At 74.5% G+C, this 17248-nt stretch carries 13 protein-coding genes and 1 pseudogene; 8 read left to right on the forward strand and 6 right to left on the reverse strand.

The genetic code is table 11. From position 1 onward, the window contains the following. Positions 1–127: 127 nt before the first annotated feature. Positions 128–1594 (reverse strand): molybdopterin-dependent oxidoreductase, encoded by a 1467-nt coding sequence (locus ACFYQQ_RS17545; protein ID WP_388904824.1) that lies wholly within the window; start codon positions 1592–1594, stop codon positions 128–130. Positions 1595–1707: 113 nt separating this feature from the next. Between ACFYQQ_RS17545 and ACFYQQ_RS17550 the strand changes: the two are divergent. Then, positions 1708–2811 (forward strand): annotated as a pseudogene (locus ACFYQQ_RS17550) (hypothetical protein); the annotation flags it as partial. Positions 2812–3394: 583 nt separating this feature from the next. Here ACFYQQ_RS17550 and ACFYQQ_RS17555 read toward each other — a convergent pair. Next, positions 3395–4570: a PP2C family protein-serine/threonine phosphatase gene (locus ACFYQQ_RS17555; RefSeq protein WP_388904863.1), complete on the reverse strand. Its 1176-nt coding sequence runs from the start codon at positions 4568–4570 to the stop codon at positions 3395–3397. Between the two features lie 293 nt (positions 4571–4863). Here ACFYQQ_RS17555 and ACFYQQ_RS17560 point away from each other — a divergent pair, with 293 nt between their 5' ends. Further along, positions 4864–5325 (forward strand): hypothetical protein, encoded by a 462-nt coding sequence (locus ACFYQQ_RS17560; RefSeq protein ID WP_355792843.1) that lies wholly within the window; start codon positions 4864–4866, stop codon positions 5323–5325. A 135-nt stretch (positions 5326–5460) separates the two neighbouring features. On the opposite strand, the gene ACFYQQ_RS17565 is transcribed toward ACFYQQ_RS17560, so the two are convergent. Continuing rightward, a complete protein-coding gene (locus ACFYQQ_RS17565) occupies positions 5461–6012 on the reverse strand; it encodes an SH3 domain-containing protein (RefSeq protein WP_355794132.1) in 552 nt (183 codons plus the stop codon). 189 nt (positions 6013–6201) lie between these two features. On the opposite strand from ACFYQQ_RS17565, the gene ACFYQQ_RS17570 reads away from it, so the two are divergent. Then, the gene (locus ACFYQQ_RS17570; protein WP_355794133.1) at positions 6202–7101 is read left to right on the forward strand and encodes a hypothetical protein; all 900 of its coding nucleotides are present in this window, start codon (positions 6202–6204) and stop codon (positions 7099–7101) included. On the opposite strand, the gene ACFYQQ_RS17575 is transcribed toward ACFYQQ_RS17570, so the two are convergent. After that, complete coding sequence (locus ACFYQQ_RS17575) at positions 7016–8386, reverse strand: PLP-dependent aminotransferase family protein (protein WP_356238060.1); 1371 nt, start codon at positions 8384–8386, stop codon at positions 7016–7018. The genes ACFYQQ_RS17570 and ACFYQQ_RS17575 overlap by 86 nt on opposite strands. Positions 8387–8464: 78 nt before the next feature. Between ACFYQQ_RS17575 and ACFYQQ_RS17580 the strand changes: the two genes are divergently transcribed. The 3 genes from ACFYQQ_RS17580 to ACFYQQ_RS17590 all read left to right on the forward strand — a co-directional run bounded on the left by ACFYQQ_RS17580 (position 8465) and on the right by ACFYQQ_RS17590 (position 10923). After that, positions 8465–9244 (forward strand): alpha/beta hydrolase, encoded by a 780-nt coding sequence (locus tag ACFYQQ_RS17580; RefSeq protein ID WP_355786735.1) that lies wholly within the window; start codon positions 8465–8467, stop codon positions 9242–9244. A 144-nt stretch (positions 9245–9388) separates the two neighbouring features. After that, on the forward strand, positions 9389–9817 hold the full coding sequence (locus tag ACFYQQ_RS17585) for a hypothetical protein (protein ID WP_355786738.1): 429 nt from the start codon (positions 9389–9391) through the stop codon (positions 9815–9817). A gap of 101 nt (positions 9818–9918) precedes the next feature. Further along, a complete protein-coding gene (locus ACFYQQ_RS17590) occupies positions 9919–10923 on the forward strand; it encodes an endonuclease/exonuclease/phosphatase family protein (RefSeq protein WP_355786740.1) in 1005 nt (334 codons plus the stop codon). Between the two features lie 125 nt (positions 10924–11048). On the opposite strand, the gene snpA is transcribed toward ACFYQQ_RS17590, so the two are convergent. Beyond that, on the reverse strand, positions 11049–11714 hold the full coding sequence (gene snpA / locus ACFYQQ_RS17595; protein ID WP_356163737.1) for a snapalysin: 666 nt from the start codon (positions 11712–11714) through the stop codon (positions 11049–11051). Positions 11715–11913: 199 nt separating this feature from the next. Here snpA and ACFYQQ_RS17600 point away from each other — a divergent pair, with 199 nt between their 5' ends. Beyond that, positions 11914–12858 carry a LysR family transcriptional regulator gene (locus ACFYQQ_RS17600; protein ID WP_356238063.1) on the forward strand — a complete coding sequence of 315 codons (945 nt, stop codon included), beginning with the start codon at positions 11914–11916 and terminating at the stop codon, positions 12856–12858. A 37-nt stretch (positions 12859–12895) separates the two neighbouring features. Here ACFYQQ_RS17600 and ACFYQQ_RS17605 read toward each other — a convergent pair whose 3' ends face one another. Then, entirely contained in the window at positions 12896–14965 is a 2070-nt protein-coding gene (locus tag ACFYQQ_RS17605; protein ID WP_356163735.1) for a PhoX family protein, read from the reverse strand. A 276-nt stretch (positions 14966–15241) separates the two neighbouring features. Here ACFYQQ_RS17605 and ACFYQQ_RS17610 point away from each other — a divergent pair, with 276 nt between their 5' ends. Next, positions 15242–17188: a VWA domain-containing protein gene (locus tag ACFYQQ_RS17610; protein ID WP_388904825.1), complete on the forward strand. Its 1947-nt coding sequence runs from the start codon at positions 15242–15244 to the stop codon at positions 17186–17188. Positions 17189–17248 lie beyond the last annotated feature (60 nt).

Consider the following 17248-nt stretch of genomic DNA (forward strand, 5'->3'; position numbering starts at 1 on the left):
CACAGGGCCACGCCCACCCAGTCGTCGGCGAGCAGCCGTACCCCGGCGTAGGCGGCGAGGGCGAACGAGCAGCCGAGCAGCAGGAGTTGCAGCGGGCTGCCGAGGGGAATGCGCGGTCGGGCGGGCATCACAGGTCTCCGAACGTCGTGCGGGCCACCCATTTGGTGTTGTGCACGCCGGGCGCCGCGGGGACGATGACGCGCGCGGGGTGGCCGTGGTCGGGGGTCAAGGGCTCGCCGTTGACGTGCAGGGCGAGCAGGGAACGCGGGTCGGCGACCTGGTTGGCGCGCAGGGCCGCCCTGCGGAACGCGCCGTGCCGCTGGAGGGACTCGACGAGCACGTCCGCGCCGTCCGGGTGGCCGACCAGCGCGGCCAGTTCCCGCAGCCGTACGCCCCGCCACCACTGGTCGGACGTCGACCAGCCCTCCACGCAGGCGATGGGCAGGGCGGCGCCGTGCTGCGGGAGCCGCAGGAGTGCGGCGCGGCTCAGCCGGACGGTCCCGGTGCGGCCCGTGACGACGAGCCGCCACGCCTCCTCACTGGTCTCGGCGGGGTCGATGCCCACCCCCGCGGCCGTCTTGTTGACCTGGAACGCGGCGGCCCCGGAGCCCGGTTCGGGGCCGCCGTGCGGGGCGAGCACGGCGGTCTCCCGCAGCGGCCCGTCGAAGCTGCGGCCCGCCGTCGTGACGAACAGCAGCAGCGAGCCGCCGCCGACCAGCCCGAGGGCCCCGCGCCGGGAGACGGTGGGCGGGGCGGGGTCCGGCGACACCAGCCCCTCGGCGGACGCCGCGACGTCCGGGAACGCGGGGCGGCCGGCGGACGCGGGCCGCTCAACGGACGCGGGGCGGCCGGCCGACGCGGGCCGCTCAGCGGACGCAGGCCGCTCAGCGGACGCAGGGCGGCCGGCGGACGCCGGTCCACCCGCGTCCGCGGGACTCTGCCCGGAGTCCGGTCCGGCGGGTGCCGGCCGGGGTTCCGTGCGCAGGTGGCGGAGGTTGCGCAGGGCCGTGGGCACCCGCAGCACCGCGTGCGTCAGGAACGCGGCGAAGAACACCCACGCGCCGTAGAAGTGCAGGGGGTAGAAGGAGCCCGGGAAGACGTAGTCGAGCTGGACGTTCAGGACGCCGGTGATGAACTCGAACAGGCCGCCGCCGACCAGCAGGAGCAGCGAGATCCGCTCCAGCCCGTGCGCGAGCGACCGGGCGGGCGGCAGCGCGAACAGCTTCGGCACCACCGACCACAGCTTCGCCAGGAGTACGGGGATCAGCACCAGGCCGAGCGTGACGTGCACGCCCTGGGTGAGGCGGTACAGCCACACCGGGTCCGTCGGCCAGGAGAAGAGGTAGAAACCGAGCAGGCCCTTGTCCGGGGTCTTGTCGTTCACCGGGTCCAGGCCCGGGTTGTAGGCCGCGTAGGACAGCAGGCCCGTCACGAACAGCACCGTGATCCCGACGAGCAGGACGACACCGAGCACCGAGGTGAACCAGGGCCCGCGCAGGGGGCTGCGCCAGAAGGCGGGGGACGTGGGCGAGGCGGGGGAGCGGCGGGACAGCGGACGAAGGACGCGGGATGCGGGGAGCTGTGGGTCGCGCATGTCCCGACCGTAGGACGGCACCCCCCTCCGAAAGGGCTCAGGACCGATGACGAAACGCTGACGTCGGCGCGCGCAGTCACCCGGTGCGGGCCGCCGCCGCCTAGCGTGCCGATGTGACCCGAGACCTCCTCCGTGACCTGGCCGCCGTCCTGGTGGCGGCGCTGCTCGTCGTCGCCGCCGTCCTGGTGGGAACCGCGATCGAGCGGGACGACGGCACGCTGCACGTCGGCTGGCCGCCCCTGTACGCGTACTGGGAACCCCATATGGGTCCCGGCACCCCCGCCGCGCTCGTGGTGGCCGCCGCCGTCGTGGCGTACGGGCCGAGGCTGGCCGCCCGGCTGCCGTGGCGGGCGCTGCTGGGTGCCGCGTGGGCCACGGTGACGGCGTGGACGTTCTCGCTCGCGCTCGTCGACGGCTGGCAGCGCGGCATCGCCCGGCGGCTGACGACCGCGTACGAGTACCTCCAGGTCATCGACCGCTTCGACGACATCCCGCGCGCCCTGCGGGAGTTCACCGGGCACATCCTGCTGCACTCCCCCGACCACTGGCCGCCGCACGTCGCGGGGCATCCCCCGGCGGCGACCCTCACGTTCGTCCTGCTGGACCGGATCGGTCTCGGGGGCGGGGCGTGGGCCGGGGTCTGGTGCATCGTGGTCGGGGCGACGGCGGCCGTGGCGGTGCTGGTCACCGTGCGCGCCCTGGCCGGGGAGGACCTGGCCAGGCGGGCGGCGCCGTTCCTCGTGTCGGCCCCGGCGGCCGTGTGGGCGGGCACCTCCGCGGACGGCTACTTCGCGGCGGTCGCGGCCTGGGCGGTGGCCCTGCTGGCGCTCGCGGTCACGGGACGGCGGCCGAGGACGGCGGCGCTCGGCTCCGGCCTCCTCTTCGGCCTCACCGGCTACCTCTCGTACGGGCTGATGCTGATCGCGCTGGTCGCCGGCACGGTGCTGCTGCTCGGCCGGCGGCGGCGGCGCGTCCTGCCGTTCCTGCTCGCGGGCGCCGCCGTCGTGCCGCTGGTGTTCGCGCTGCTGGGCTTCGACTGGTGGGAGGCGTACCGGCTGCTGGTCGAGCGCTACTACGAGGGGGCGGGCGGCATCCGGCCGTACGGCTACTGGGTGTGGGCCAATCTCGCGTGCACGGTGCTCGTGGTGGGACCGGCGGCCGTGGCGGGACTGCGCCGGTCCACGGCGACGGCCGCTCCCCTCGCCCGCACGGCCGCCCGCTCCCTCACCCGCCGGACCGGGGCGCTCCCGGCGGACGCGGACGCTCCGGCCGGGGGGTCCGCGACCGGCCAGGCGGACGCCCGGACGAACGGGACCGCGACCGGCCCGGCGGGCGCTCAGACGAACGGGACCGCGACCGGCCCGGCGGGCGTCGCGGTGACCGGCCCGGTGACCGGCCTGCCGACCGGGGCCCTGACCAGCTCTGCGAACGGGTCGCCGCCCGGCCCCGTGACCGGCCTGGCGACCGCCCCGGTGACCGACCCGGTGACCGGCCTGGCGATCGGCCCGCACGGTCCCGGAGGCGGGTCCGAGAGCCCGGGGTCCCAAGACGCGGGGTCCGAGGGTCCCGGGTCCGGGTGGCGTCGGCTTCTCGGTGGGCGCCCGCTCTCGGGGGAGCAGCGGCTCGCGCTGCTGGTGCTCGCCGCCGCGCTTGCGATCCTCGCCGCCGACCTCTCCGGGATGAGCAAGGCGGAGACCGAGCGGATCTGGCTGCCGTTCGCCGTCTGGCTGCCCGCCGCCGGCGCCCTGCTGACGCGTCCGCGTGGCTGGCTCGCCGCGCAGACCGTCCTCGCGCTGCTGCTCAACCACCTGCTGCTGACCGGCTGGTGACGGTCGCCGGGCGGCGGACCGCGAAGATCGTCGTGTCGTCCTCCAGCCGGCCGCCGCTGTGCCGCAGCGTGCCGTCGCGCACCAGCCGGACCAGCCGCCGGGGTTCGGCGGCGCGCGGGTCGGCGGCCAGCGCGGCGGCGACCCGGTCGAAGAGCGGGAAGAAGTCACCGCCGGCGTCCCGCGCCTCCGTCACCCCGTCGGTGACGAGGAGCAGCGTCTCCCCCGGGGCGAGCGGCACGCGCAGCACCGGCGGCAGCCCGGGGCCCAGTTCGCCGAGCCCGACCGGCAGCCCGTCGCCCGGCGGGAGGGACCGGACCCCGCGGGGGCCGATCACCAGCGGTGGTTCGTGGCCGAAGTTGACGACCTCGATCTCGTCCGGCGCGTCCTCGGTGAAGCCGACCAGGACGCCGGTGGCGAACCGGTCGCCGTCGGACCGGCCGACGGCGACGCAGTAGCCGGCGTGCCGCAGCATCCGTACCTCCAGCCGCTCGGCGACGGTGCTGAGGGCCGCCTCGTGGTACGCCGATTCGCGGAAGGTGCCGAGCAGCGCGGCGGCCGTCTCCACCGCGCCCAGCCCCTTGCCCTGGACGTCCCCGAGCAGGACGCGGGTGCCTTGGGGGCCCGGCTGGATGTCGTAGAAGTCGCCGCCGACCCGGGCCTCGACGTCCGCCGACAGATACACGGCCGCGTGGTCGAGGCCGCCCCAGCCCGGGGGCAGCGGCCGCAGCACCGCGCGCCGGGTGGTCTCCGCGACGTCCCGCATGTGCACCATGCGCCGCTCGCCGCGCACCCGGACCGCGCAGGCCAGCGTCGCCAGGACCCCGCCCGCGACGACGAGGATGAAGTCGGGCAGCCCGGTCTGGTACTGGTGCGGCCAGGACGTGTCCACGGTGAAGTAGGCGACCACCGCCAGCAGGGCGAAGACGGCGGTGCCCCACACCCCGCAGATCGCCGCCGCGATCCCGGGCACCAGCACGATCCACGAGATGATCCGGAACTCGCCCGAGGTGTTCCAGTCCAGGACGGCGATGCCGAGCAGCAGGACCAACGGCGGGACCCAGGCGACGCTGCGGCCGTGGATCCGCAGCAGCCGCTGGCGGGCGGCGGGGTCCGCCTCCCGTCCGGCGCGCGGCAGCCGGTCGAGCACGGACCACGTACCGAGGTCGCCGCGGCGCCGCCGGCCGCGCCGCGAGGTGTGCCGCAGGCCGTTCACGCCGACCGCACCGTCCCCGTCAGCAGGCGACCGGGACCCGGGCACGGGGGCGGGCGTCCTGCTCCGGTCCGCGGACGTGGGCGAGCGCGTGGTCCCCGGCGCCGAAGAGTACGAGCTTCATGAGGCCCAGCGAAACACGGTGCGCGGAGCCCCGCATCCCGACTTGCCAGGCCCCTGTGCGAGGTGTGCCCTGGAAGTCGGGGGCGAGGAGAGGAAGGAGTGTTCCCATGGCTCAAGCGGCACCCGCGTCAGGGACACCACGCACGTCAGGAAGCACCGGCGGCGCCCGCACGCCGTCCGCCCGGCCGGACGTCTTCGGCGCCCGTATGCACATCGTCGTGGTCCCGGTGGTGCTCGGTCTGGTCTACGGGTTCTGGGCCGCGCAGATCAGGCGCGACGCCGGTGCCGTCACCGGCTGGAACGTGCTCTTCGGTTTCGTCTGCGCCATCGTCTTCATGGCGGTCTGGGCCGCGCTGCGTGTGGCGGCGCCCCACCTGCGGCGCGAGCTGCACGCGCTGGCGTGGGCCGCCTTCGCCGGCATCGCGCTCGGGTTCCTGCACAGCCAGTCCCACTCGTCCGTCCTGTGGTCGGTGCTGATGGCGCTGGCGGTCGCGGCGGGCGTCTACGTCGCGCTGTTCTACCGCTACTACACGCACGAGGACGCGGAGGGCCACCCCGACCCGCGCTGACCGGCGGGCGCCTGACGGTGGGTCGGACCCGTCGCGGGCGACGGGATACGTACCAGGAGGCCCCGGCTCGAAGCCGGGGCCTCCTGCTGGTGCGGGCGCCTCACCGGTGAGGCGTCCGCACTCACGGACTGCCGGTCATCCCGCGCTTCCCGAACTCCACTGCCAGGAACCGGAGGAGGAGACGGTCACGCTCCAGCTCCAGGAACCCGAGGCGCTGAAGCTCCAGTAGCCGGAGCCGGAGGCGTGCCGGTCGTCGGAGGGGTCGCTCGCGGGGTTGCAGTTCCACGAGGAGTCCCGGGCCCGGTCCTTCCAGCCAGGGCAGGGGTCCGAGCAGCCCGGCACCCCCTGGTCGCCGATGTCGACGAAGGCGGCGCTCGCCCAGGCCTGTGCTCCGGCGAGCCAGAACCAGTACGGGTTGCCGAGGACGCTCTGTCCCTTGACCGCGCACTGGACGCGGTCCTCGCTCCCGGGCGGGAGCTTGCCGACGAGCGCGGAGGAACTGGTGGGGAGCTGTCTGAGGTTGAGGTCGCCGCTCGAGACGACGGTGCCCCACACGGGGCTGTCCGAGCCGCTACCGGTCGATTGGGACGACGGGGCCGCCGTCGATGTGCCCGCCACCGCGACGCTGAGCACGCCGCCGGTGAACAGGGCCGCGGCACAGGTCCGCAGGGCCGGGGTGGTGCGCATGATCGGCCTCCTTTCCCCAGATACAGGTAACACCCGTTCGGGGGAGCCCTCCACCGGAGCCCGTCATCACGGGCCTGTCGGGGCTGTTTCGGCGGCAGCGGGACCCCGCTCCCCCGAAGGGCTTGTCATATGCACCCATATGCACCCAAACAGCTCGCGAGTGGGGCTCGTGGGGACTGTCCTGACGGGGTGTCCCTACGTGCCCGGAGCGCCCTGTCGGCAGTGCTGCTCACCCTCGCCTGCCTGTTCGCGCCGGCCGGTGCCCTCGCGTCATGGGCGACGTACGAGATCGGCGACAGCGGCCGCTACGAGGCCACGACGGCGCCGCTGGCCGCCGATCCGGCGGTCCGCGACGCGATCGCGGCGGCCACGACCGACGGCATCATGCGCGAGATCGAGGTGGCGCCGCGGCTGCGCCGGCCCGTGCGCTCCTTCGTGCACGCCGCCGTACGGTCGTTCACCCAGACGCCGGCCTTCCACGTCGCGTGGGACACCGCCAACGCGGCCGCCCACGACGCCGTCATGCGGGCGCTGCGCGACGAGGACGAGCGGACCGTGACCCTGGACGTCGCACCGGTCGCCGCCCAGGTCAGGCGCCAACTCTCGGACGACCACGTGCCGTTCGCCAACCGCATCCCGGTCGAGCACACCGAGATCACGGTGGTGCGGTCCGCCGACCTGGCCCAGCTCCGGAAGGGGTACCACGTGCTGGAGATCGCCGGATTCTGGCTCCCCGTCTCGACGGTCGTCCTGACGGTGGCGGGTGTGCTGGTCGCCGTGTGCCGCCGGCGGGCGGTGCTGGCGGCGGGGCTCGGTACGGCCCTCGGGGCGGCGCTGCTCGGCGTCGCCATCGCCGTGGGCCGCCGGATGACCCTGTCCGGGCTGCCCGCGGACGTGTCCCACGCGGCGGTCGGAGCCGTCTACGACACCCTCACCGGCACGCTGCGCACGGTCTCCTGGCTGCTGCTGGGGCTGGGCCTCGCGCTGGCGCTGGGCGCACTGCTCACGGAGCGGATCGCGCGACGGAGGCGAGGGTCCGCAGGGCCCGTGCCAGTTCCTCCTCCGGAGCCGACGCGAGTCCGAGCCTGACGGCGTCGGCGGCCGTGGCGACCTGCGGGACGGCGGGCGGCCCCGCCCCGGCCGGCGTCCGGCCGCCGGGGGCGACGTGGAAGGCGGGCCCGGGGGTGACCGCGATGCCGTGGCGGGCGGCCGCCGCGGTGAACGTGTCGGCCCGCCAGGGCGCGGGCAGCCGCCACCACACGTAGTACGCCCGCGGGTCCGCGCTCACGTCGAAGCCGTCCAGGTGCCGGGCGGCGAGCCGCTGCCGGCGAGCCGCGTCCGCCCGCTTGGCGGCGACCAGCCGGTCGACCGTACCGTCGTGGATCCACCGCACCGCGGCCTCCAGAGCGAACCGCCCCGCCGTCCACCCGCCGGACCTGAGCGCCGCCGCCACCGCCTCCTGCCGCCCCTCGGGCACGACCAGGAAACCGGCGGTCAGTCCCGGCGCCACCCGCTTGGAGAGCCCGTCGACGACATGGGTGCGCTCCGGGGCGTACGCGGCGAGCGGCTCGTCGCCCTCGTACAGGAAGGACCAGATGCGGTCCTCGACGACCGGCAGCTCCAAGTCCCTGACGGTCCCGGCGAGTTCGGCGCGGCGGCCGGCGCTCGTCGTCAGCGAGGTCGGGTTGTGCAGGGTCGGCTGGACGTACAGGGCGGAGAGGGGAGCCGTGCGGTGCGCCGCGGCGAGGGCGTCCGGGCGCAGCCCCTCGCCGTCCGTGGCCAGCGGCACCAGCACCACGCCCAGCCGTGCCGCGATCTCCTTGACCAGCGGATACGTCAGGGACTCCACGCCGACGCGGCCGCCGGGCCGGACCAGGGACGCGAGCGTGCCCGCGACGGCCTGGCGGGCGTTGCCGGCGAACAGCACCCGGGCGGGCGCGGGGCGCCAGCCCGCGGTGGCGAGGAGGCCGGCGGCGGCCTCGCGGGCCTCGGGCGTACCGGCCGCCGGCGCCGTCCGCAGGGACCGCGCCAGTACGTCGGGGCGCAGCAGCGGCGCGAGACCGGCGGCGAGGAGCTCCGACTGGCCGGGCGCGACGGGGTAGTTGAGCTCCAGGTTGACCGGCGCGGTGGTGGCGGGCTCGGCGAGGGCGCGGCCCGAGGGCACCGGCGCCGCCCGCACGAACGTGCCGCGTCCGACCTCGCCCACCACGAGCCCGCGGCGCACGAGTTCGCCGTAGACCCGCCCGGCCGTCGAGACTGCGATGTGGCGGCGGCGCGCGAAGGCCCGCTGGGTGGGCAGCCGTTCACCGGGCCGCAGCCGCCCGGCGGCGATGTCGTCGGCGATCCCGTCGGCGATCCGCCGGTAGTCCCCCATGTCCCCGCCCCTCTCGCATTGCACCGAGAGCAAAGATCCTATTGCACCGAGGAGTTGGGGAACCCTAGGGTCGGACCCATGGCACCCTTCCTCGCATACGAGGACAAAGGCACCGATTCCTCCCGGCTGCCCCTCGTCCTGGTCCACGGCCACCCCTTCGACCGCACGATGTGGCGCCCGCAGATCGCCGCGTTCTCCCCCGAACGCCGGGTGATCGCCCCGGACCTGCGGGGGTACGGCGCCTCCCCGGTCGTCCCCGGGGTCACCCCGCTCGGCGTCTTCGCCGACGACATCGCGGCCCTCCTGGACGACCTGGGTGTGGACGACTTCGTCCTCGGCGGGCTGTCCATGGGCGGCCAGATCGTCATGGAGTGCTACCGGCGCTTCCCCGGACGCATTCGCGGCCTGGTCCTCGCCGACACGTTCCCGGCCGCCGAGACCCCGCAGGGCAGGAAGGCGCGCGGCGAGGCGGCGGACCGCCTGCTGCGCGAGGGGATGCGCGGGTACGCCGACGAGGTGCTGCACCGGATGGTCGCGCCGTACGCGGACGCAGGGGTCGCGGCGCACGTCCACCGCATGATGACCGCGACCGACCCGCGGGGAGCCGCGGCGGCCCTGCGCGGCCGTGCCGAACGCCCCGACTACCGCGAGCTGCTGACCCGCGTCACGGTCCCCGCCCTCGTCGTCGTGGGCGCCGACGACACCTACACCCCGGTCTCCGACGCCGAGGCGATGCGGGCGGCGATCCCCGACGCCACCCTGCGGATCATCGAGTCGGCGGCCCACCTGCCGAACCTGGAGCGCCCCGCGGAGTTCGACGAGGCGCTGGCCGCGTTCCTGGCCCGGCTGGACGGCTGAGGCCCGGCCGCGCGCCGCCGCGGGCAGGTCACCCGTCCGGCCCATCCGTGACGCGGACGGCAGGTCACCCGTCCGGCCCATCCGTGATGCGGGGGAGGCATGCGCGGGACGAAGCTGCGATGACATCGCGCAGAGGAGACCGCCATGACCCAGCACACCGCGTCAACTCCCACGGCCGCCCGCTCCAGGAGCTCGTCCTGGGCCGAGGGCGGCACCGTCTTCGCCGGGATCCTGATGATGATCGGCGGCGTCCTCGGCATCCTCAACGGCATCGCGGGGATCGCCACGGACGACGTCTACCAGGCCATCGGCTCCTACGTGTACGAGTTCAGCCTCACCACCTGGGGCTGGATCCACCTCGTCCTCGGTGCCCTGGTCGCGGTCACCGGCTGGGGTGTCCTCAAGGGCATGGACTGGGCGCGGGGCGTGGGCATCGGCCTGGCCGCCCTCTACATGATCGAGTACTTCATGTTCCTGCCGTACGCCCCCGTCTGGTCGCTCATCTCCATCGCCATCGCCGGTTTCGTCATCTGGGCCCTGGCGACCGGGGACCGCACGGCGCGCACCGTCTGAGGCACCCACACCGCAGGACCCGTGCGGCAACCATCAGCCCCCGCGTCCCGTCTTCGGGGGAGGATCCGGGCACACGACGCGCGGGGAGCGGGAGGCCGGCCTTGGACACGACGGCGGCCGGACCGGCCACGGACCCGGCCGGACGGACCGGCCCCCGGCGCGGGACCCGCGTCCCGGCCGCCTTGGCGAGCGGGCTGCTGCTGGCCGGGGTGAGCGTCGTCGCCGGCTGCCGGGCGGCCGACCGCGACGGCGTCACACCCGTGCCGCAGCTGCTGGCGTTCCTGCCGTGGCTGCTCGTGCCCGCCGGACTCGCCCTGCTGCTCGCCGCGTTCGCCCGCTGGCGCCCCGGGCTCGTGTGGGCGCTGGCCGTGCTCGGCACGCTGGCCTGGTACCTGGAGCCGTACGGCAGGACCGGTGAACCCGCCGGGAACGCCGTCGCCGCGCTGCGGGTGCTGACGTCCAACGTGCAGTTCGGCGGGGGCACCGGCGCGCTGGTCACCGCGATCCGGCGGGAGCGGCCCGACGTCGTCTTCGTCGAGGAGTGCGAGTACACCTGCCAGGCGCGGCTCGTGAGGACCTTCGGCGCACGCCTCCCGCACCGGTCGGCCGTCGAGGCCGGCGGCTCCGAGGGGTCCCTGATCCTCAGCCGGTTCCCGCTCACGCGGACCCCGCCCGTGCCCGGGACCCTCGGCATGCCGGGCGCCGTCGCCGACGTCGGCGGCCACACCGTACACCTCCAGCTCGCCCACCCCATGCCGCCGCTGCCCGGCGGGCTCGGCCCGTGGCGCGAGGAGCTCGGCGCGCTGCGCGACCACGCCGCCCGGAACCGGGGCCGCTCCACCGTCGTCGCGGGCGACTTCAACGCCTCCCAGGACCACGCCGCGTTCCGCCGGATCCTCGACGCCGGGCTGCTCGACGGCGCCCGCCTCTCCGGATCACCCCGTACGCCCAGCTGGCCCGCGCGCACCGCCCCGCGCTTCGGCGCCCAGATCGACCACGTACTGGTCTCCGCGGACTTCTCCGCACGCGGCGCCCGCTTCCTGCACCTCGCGGGCACCGACCACCGCGCCCTCGTCGTCGACCTCACCCTCCACCGGCGGGGATGAGCCCTGGGCCGTGTCCTGAGACGACAGCGGTACGGACCGCCCGTGCAGGGGCGGTCCGTACCCATGGGGGGTGACTGCCGGCGCCGGGCCCGCCGGGAGGGCGAGACCGGCCGGCCGGACAGTCCCTAGCGGGCGTCGGCCTTGGCCAGCGCCTTGTCCAGCGCCTTCGCGAAGCCGTTCGCCCACAGCTGGTTGACGCGGGAGCGCTCCGTCGCGTTCGGATACGCGTTGGTGCACGACGTGCCGGGCCCGCCGCCGGACATCAGCTCACTGCACGGACCCGAGTAGTGGTCCGGCAGCCCGAGCACGTGCCCGGTCTCGTGGGCCGTCACGCGGGTGGAGTTGTACTGCCGGTTCTGCGCGTAGTCCAGGAAGATGTAGCCGCTGCCGTGACCGTCGGTCGAGGCGTACGAACCGCGCGAGTCGTTGCCCTCGTAGTACCGGAAGTCGGCGTTCGAGCCCGACTGGAGCTTCACGTTCGACACCGAGCTGTTCCAGATCGAGGCGCTGCGGGCTATCTGCGTGGCGAACGTGGGCGCGCTGGACGCGTTGTAGATCACGGTGACCGAGGCGGCACCGGGGTTGGCGGCACGCTTCTCCGCCACGGACTTGATGACCGCCTCGAAGAACGCCTGGTTGGCGTCGGCCTCCGCGGCCGAGCCGGTGTAACCGGCGTAGGGAGCGGGCTCGGGTGCCGCCGAGGCCGGGACGGCGCCCAGACCGGCGGCGGTGACGCCGAGGCCGACGGCGGCCGCGAGCAGGGGACGGGACAGGTGCAGGGAGACCCTCATGCGATGACTCCTCGGGTGGGGGGTGAAGTCGTCATCGGTGAGTGTCGGTGCCTGTGCGGCGGCTGTGATGATGGCAAAGGGCGATAGGACGCGGCTATCGGCGCTCCTCGGCCGTCCCGCGGGGCCGTCCAACTCGCCGGATTTGCTTGCGGTTTGTACATCTGGTGCGAGGCCCGGTTCCGCCTTAGGCTCCCGGGACATGGACCTCGAGGTGAGGCATCTGAGAGCGCTGTGCGCCATCGCCGACACCGGCAGTCTGCACCGTGCCGCGCGCCACCTCGGCGTGGCCCAGCCCTCGTTGAGCACCCAGCTGCGCCGCATCGAACAGGAGCTGGGCGGCGCCCTGTTCACCCGCGAGCCCACCGGCTGCCGCCCCACCCCGCTCGGCCGTCTCGTCCTGCTCCGCGCCCGCCCCCTGGTGGCCGAGATGCGCTCCCTGGTCGCCGAGGCCCGCGCCGCCACCGCGGACGGCCCCCAGCTGCGCGTCGGCTCCACGGCCAGCCGCGCCCTCGCGGGCTGGCTGCGCCGCCTGCGCGGACGCCGGCAGGAACCGATCCTGCACATGAACGTCTCGCCGAACGCCCTGCTGCGCATGGTCGCCGACGGCCAGCTCGACATCGCCTTCGTGCACGAGGTCGAGGGCTCCCCGCTGCGCGTCCCGGAAGGGCTGCGGCTGCGCGTACTGATCGAGCGCGAGCCCCAGTTCGTCTCGCTGCCCGCCGACCACCCGGCGGCGGACCGGGCCCTGGTCCGCCTGGCCGACCTGGCCGGGGACCGCTGGATGGTCGACCCCACGGTGGACGGCGAGTGGGACGCCGTCCACCGGATGCTGCGCGCGGCCGGACTCAGCCCGCGGGTCCTGCACGGCGACTACCACACGGCCGCCGCCCTCGTCGCGACCGGCGAGGTCGTCACGGTCTGCCAGCCCACCTCGCCGTCCCGGCCCGACGCGGCCGTCCGCCGGATCGAGGGCGACCCGCTGGGCGTACGGCTGCTGCTCGCGGCCCGTACGGACGCGGCGCTCGACGCGGTCTACCCGGCCCTCGCGGAGGCGTACTGGGAGACGGCGCTGCTGGCACCGGCGTACCGGGAGTGGCTGGAACGCGAGCGGGACGAGCACCGGGCCTTCGCACCGACCCGCTGACCCACCCCGCGCGCGCACCCGTCGTCCGGGTCCTCGCTCAGACGCCGATGTCGCAGCCGTCCGCGCGCCACACCGCGACCACGGCCGGGCGCACGATGGTGCCCGGTCCATCCGGCCAGACGCTCGCCGGCTTCTCCACCGTCGCCCCGTCGATCTCACCGGGGTGCTGGACGGCGACCAGCACCCGCCGGTCCTGGACGAGCGGGCCGCAGGTCTCGGCGCCGGTCGGCACCGTCAGGAACTGCTTGAGCTCACCGCGCCGCTCGCCGCGCGTCGCGACCCCGAACAGGCCGTCGTGCGAGCCGAGCTGGTTGCCGTCCGTGGAGATCCACAGGTTGCCGTGCGGGTCGAAGGCCACGTTGTCGGGGCAGGAGATCGGGCTGACCCGGTCCTTCGGGAAGCCCGCGAAGTACGTGGCCGGGTCGGCGGGGTCGCCCGCGACGAGGAACAGCGACCAGGCGAAGTCGGTGCTCTCGGCGCGGCCCCGGCGCTCGGTGAGCTCCAGGATGTGCCCGTGCTTGTTGGCGTTGCGGGGGTTAGCCTCGTCGGCGGGCGCGTAGCCGGTCTTGCCGCGGTTGGAGTTGTTCGTCAGCGCGACGTACACCTTGCCGGTGTGCGGCGAGGGCTGGATGTCCTCGGGCCGGTCCATCTTGGTGGCGCCCACCTTGTCGCCCGCGAGGCGCGTGAAGACGAAGACCTCCTCCGCCGTCATGCCCTCGACGTGCGAGACGGCACCGTGCGCGGTCGCCGTGGCCAGCGGGATCCACGTACCGCTGCCGTCGAACTCGCCGTCGGAGGGGAGCTTGCCGGTGCCGTCGAACTCGGCGGCCGGGGAGTCACCGGTCAGCCGGGCGACGTACAGCGTGCCCTCGTCGAGGAGGGAGAGGTTGTGCTCGCGGACCGCACGGCCCGACCCCTTCTTCATCCGCTTGCTGCCGACGAACTTGTAGAAGTAGTCGAAGCGTTCGTCGTCGCCGGTGTAGACGACCGGGCGGCCGTCGTCCGTCAGCCGGACGGTGGCCGCCTCGTGCTTGAAGCGGCCGAGGGCGGTGTGCTTGCGGGGCGTGGAGGTCGGGTCGTACGGGTCGAACTCCACGACGTACCCGAAGCGGTGCACCTCGTTCGGCTCCTGGGCGATGTCGAACCGCTTGTCGAACCGCTCCCACTTGCGCTCGGTCGCCCCGGTGCCGATGCCGTACCGCTTGTCGGTGTCCCGGGTGCCGCCCGCGAAGTACTGGTTGAAGTTCTCCTCGCCGTGCAGCGTGGTGCCCCACGGAGTGGTGCCGCCGGAGCAGTTGTTGAGGGTGCCGAGGACCTTGCGGCCGGTCGGGTCGGCGGACGTCCGCAGGAGGGGGGAACCGGCGGCGGGGCCGGTCAGCCGGAACTCGGTGGTGGCGGTGACGCGGCGGTTGAGGTGGTGCCGGGTGACGGCGGTGAGGCGACCGGTGCGGCGGTCCTCCTCGACCACGACCGCGGACAGCCCGTGGGCCGCCCAGGCGATCTCGACCTGGTCGCGGGTGGGGTTCGCGGGGTCGTACCCCCGGAACATGAGCACCTCGTCCGTGTACTCGTGGTTCGCGACGAGCAGCTGCCTGCCGCGCTCGCCGGGCAGCGGCAGCAGGGCGAGGAAGTCGTTGTTGTAGCCGAACTGGCCGGCCTGGGCCGCGGCGCTCTGGTGCTCCGGGTCGAAGGCGGGAGCACCGCGCAGGATCGGCTCGCCCCAGCGGATGACGACGTTCTGCCGGTACCCGTCGGGTATCACCACGGCGTCGGTGGTGTTGGGGGCGACGGCCTCGAAGCGCAGCCCGCGCGCGGCCCTGCCCTTGTCCTTCGCGGCCGGAGCGGCACCGGCGGCGGCCGCCGCCCGCGGGGCGCCGGGGCCGGCGAGGGCCGTGCCTGCCGCGGTGGCGACCGTCACGACGGCGGCCGCCCGCATCACCGACCGGCGGCTGAGCGCACCGGCGATCACATCGCCCACGTAGGCGTTGCCGCTGGTGTTGGGCACCTCCTGGAAGCAGGCGTCGCCACAGCGGAACCGGCAGGTCAGGGCGGACCGGCCGCCGGGATGTGAGCCGGACGATCCGATCAACGGCAGCAGCTTGCGCACTTTGTCTCCCCAGACGTTCCCTCGGTGTCAGCGTGACGCTAGGTGGCCGCGCGTGCCGAAACGGGGACACGAGGTGAAGCGGGGGTGAACCGCTGTTATCCACAGAGGTGTTGGGGGCGGCGCGGCCGGAGCCCGGGAACGTTACGGAACGGGGTCCCGTCAGCCCTTGTCCCGGGGCCCGGACCCCGGACAAGATCACCCTCTGTGGCCGCTAACCTTACGTGTCCGTCCTGGCCAGGGATTGACGGGCATCAACTCACGCGAAGGGTTGCGCACATGGGCATTCTCACTCTCCTGCGGAATGCGTTCGGCCGCTCACGCAAGGGTCGTGACGCCGACGCGGAGACTTCGCGGGAGGCGACGGCTCCCACGGTTCCGGCCCCGGCGACCGAGCCGGACGCCACGGAGCCGAAGGCGGCCGCGTCCTCCGTCGAGGTGCCCGCACCGTCGGCCGAACCGGACCCGTCCGTGGTGGACGAGCTGGTCTCGGCCGCGTTCGACAACGTCACGGTCCCCAAGCCCCGCGCCACGGAACCCACACCGGAGCCGAAGGCGACGACGAAGCCCGAGGCCGAGCCCGAGCCCGAGGGCAAGGGTGCGGCCGAGGCCGAGAGCAAGGGTGCGGCCAAGGCCGAGGTCGCGGCCGAGCCCGAGAGCAAGGGCGCGGCCGAGCCCGAGGCCGAGGTCGAGCCTGCGAGCAAGGCGAAGGCCGAGCCCGAGGCTGAGACCAAGGCCGAGGCCACTCCGGAGCCCGAAACGGAGGCCGAGCCTAAGGCGGAGCCCGAGGCGAAGCCCGAGCCCGAGGCTAAGGCGAAGCCCGAGCCCGAGGCTAAGGCGAAGCCCGAGCCCGAGGCTAAGGCGAAGCCCGAGCCCGAGGCTGAGGCGAAGCCCGAGGCGGCTCCGGAACCGGAACCGGAACCCGAGGCCACGCCGGAACCGGCGGAGAAGGCCGAGGCCACCCCGGAGCCCGCGCCGAAGGCCGAGGCCACCCCGGAAGCGGAGCCCAAGGCCGCGGCTGAGGCGACCTCGGAGCCGAAGCAGGCGCCCGAGGCCAAGAGCGCGCCGAAGGCCGAGAAGGCACCGGAGCCCGAGGCGGAAGCGAAGCCGAAGGCGGAGCCCGCGGCGGCCGAGGCCGCGAAGGCGGACGCTCCCGCGGACGCCGACGGCGATCAGGCCGAGCAGGGGCCACTCGCAGCCGAAGACGAGAGCCGCACGGGTGGTGCGGGTGGGAACGACAAGGCCGAAGGCGAAGCCGAGGCCGAGACCCCCGCCGAACCGGCCAAGGCGACCACCCCGGCCAAGGCGACCAAGACGGCCACCGCCAAGAAGACCGCCCCCGCGAAGAAGGCGGCCACGCCGAAGAAGACGGCGACCGCGGCCAAGACGACCACGGCCAAGAAGGCCACCGTGAAGAAGACGGCGGCGCCGGCCAAGACGGCCACGCCTGCAAAGGCCCCGTCGGCCAAGACGACCACGCCGGAGAAGGCGCCCGCGTCGGAGAAGGCCCCGTCGGCCGAGACGGTCACGTCGGAGACGGCCGCGTCGGAGAAGACGGCGCCGCAGGGCAGGCCCGCCGTCCCCCTCACCCGCGTGAAGTCCGAGGCCCCGGCCCTGGTCCCCCCGTACAAGGAAGCGGGTACCGCCCTCAAGACGCGGGACCTCACCGGCACGCGAGCCAAGATCTACCTCGTCCTCGACCGCTCCGGCTCCATGCGCCCGTACTACAAGGACGGCTCCGCCCAGGCCCTGGGCGAGCAGGTCCTCGCCCTCGCCGCGCACCTCGACAAGGAGGCCACGGTCCACGTCGTCTTCTTCTCCACGGAGCTGGACGGCACCGGCGAGCTGACCCTGTCCGAGTACGAGGGCAGGATCGACGCACTGCACGAGGGCCTCGGCCGCATGGGCCGTACGAGCTACCACGCGGCGGTCGAGGAGATCGTGGCGCACTACGAGAAGTCGGGCACGAAGGACCCGGCGCTGGTCGTCTTCCAGACGGACGGCGCCCCGGACGCCAAGGGCCCCGCCAACCAGGCCCTGGAGGACGCGGCGAAGCTGCCCCTCTTCTTCTCCTTCGTCGCGTTCGGCGAGCACGAGGCCAAGGGCTTCGACTACCTCCGCAAGCTGAAGGCGGACAACGCCGCCTTCTTCCACGCGGGCCCCGCCCCGCGCGAGCTGACGGACGCCGAGGTCTACGAGGGCATCCTCGCGAACTGGCGCCCGTAGCCCCGGCCGGACCCGCCCCCGGCGCTCCCGCCGGCCGGGTCCCCGCGCTCGACCGGCCGC

This window comes from Streptomyces sp. NPDC005496 (genome assembly GCF_042872045.1).
Classification (GTDB): Bacteria; Actinomycetota; Actinomycetes; order Streptomycetales; family Streptomycetaceae; genus Streptomyces.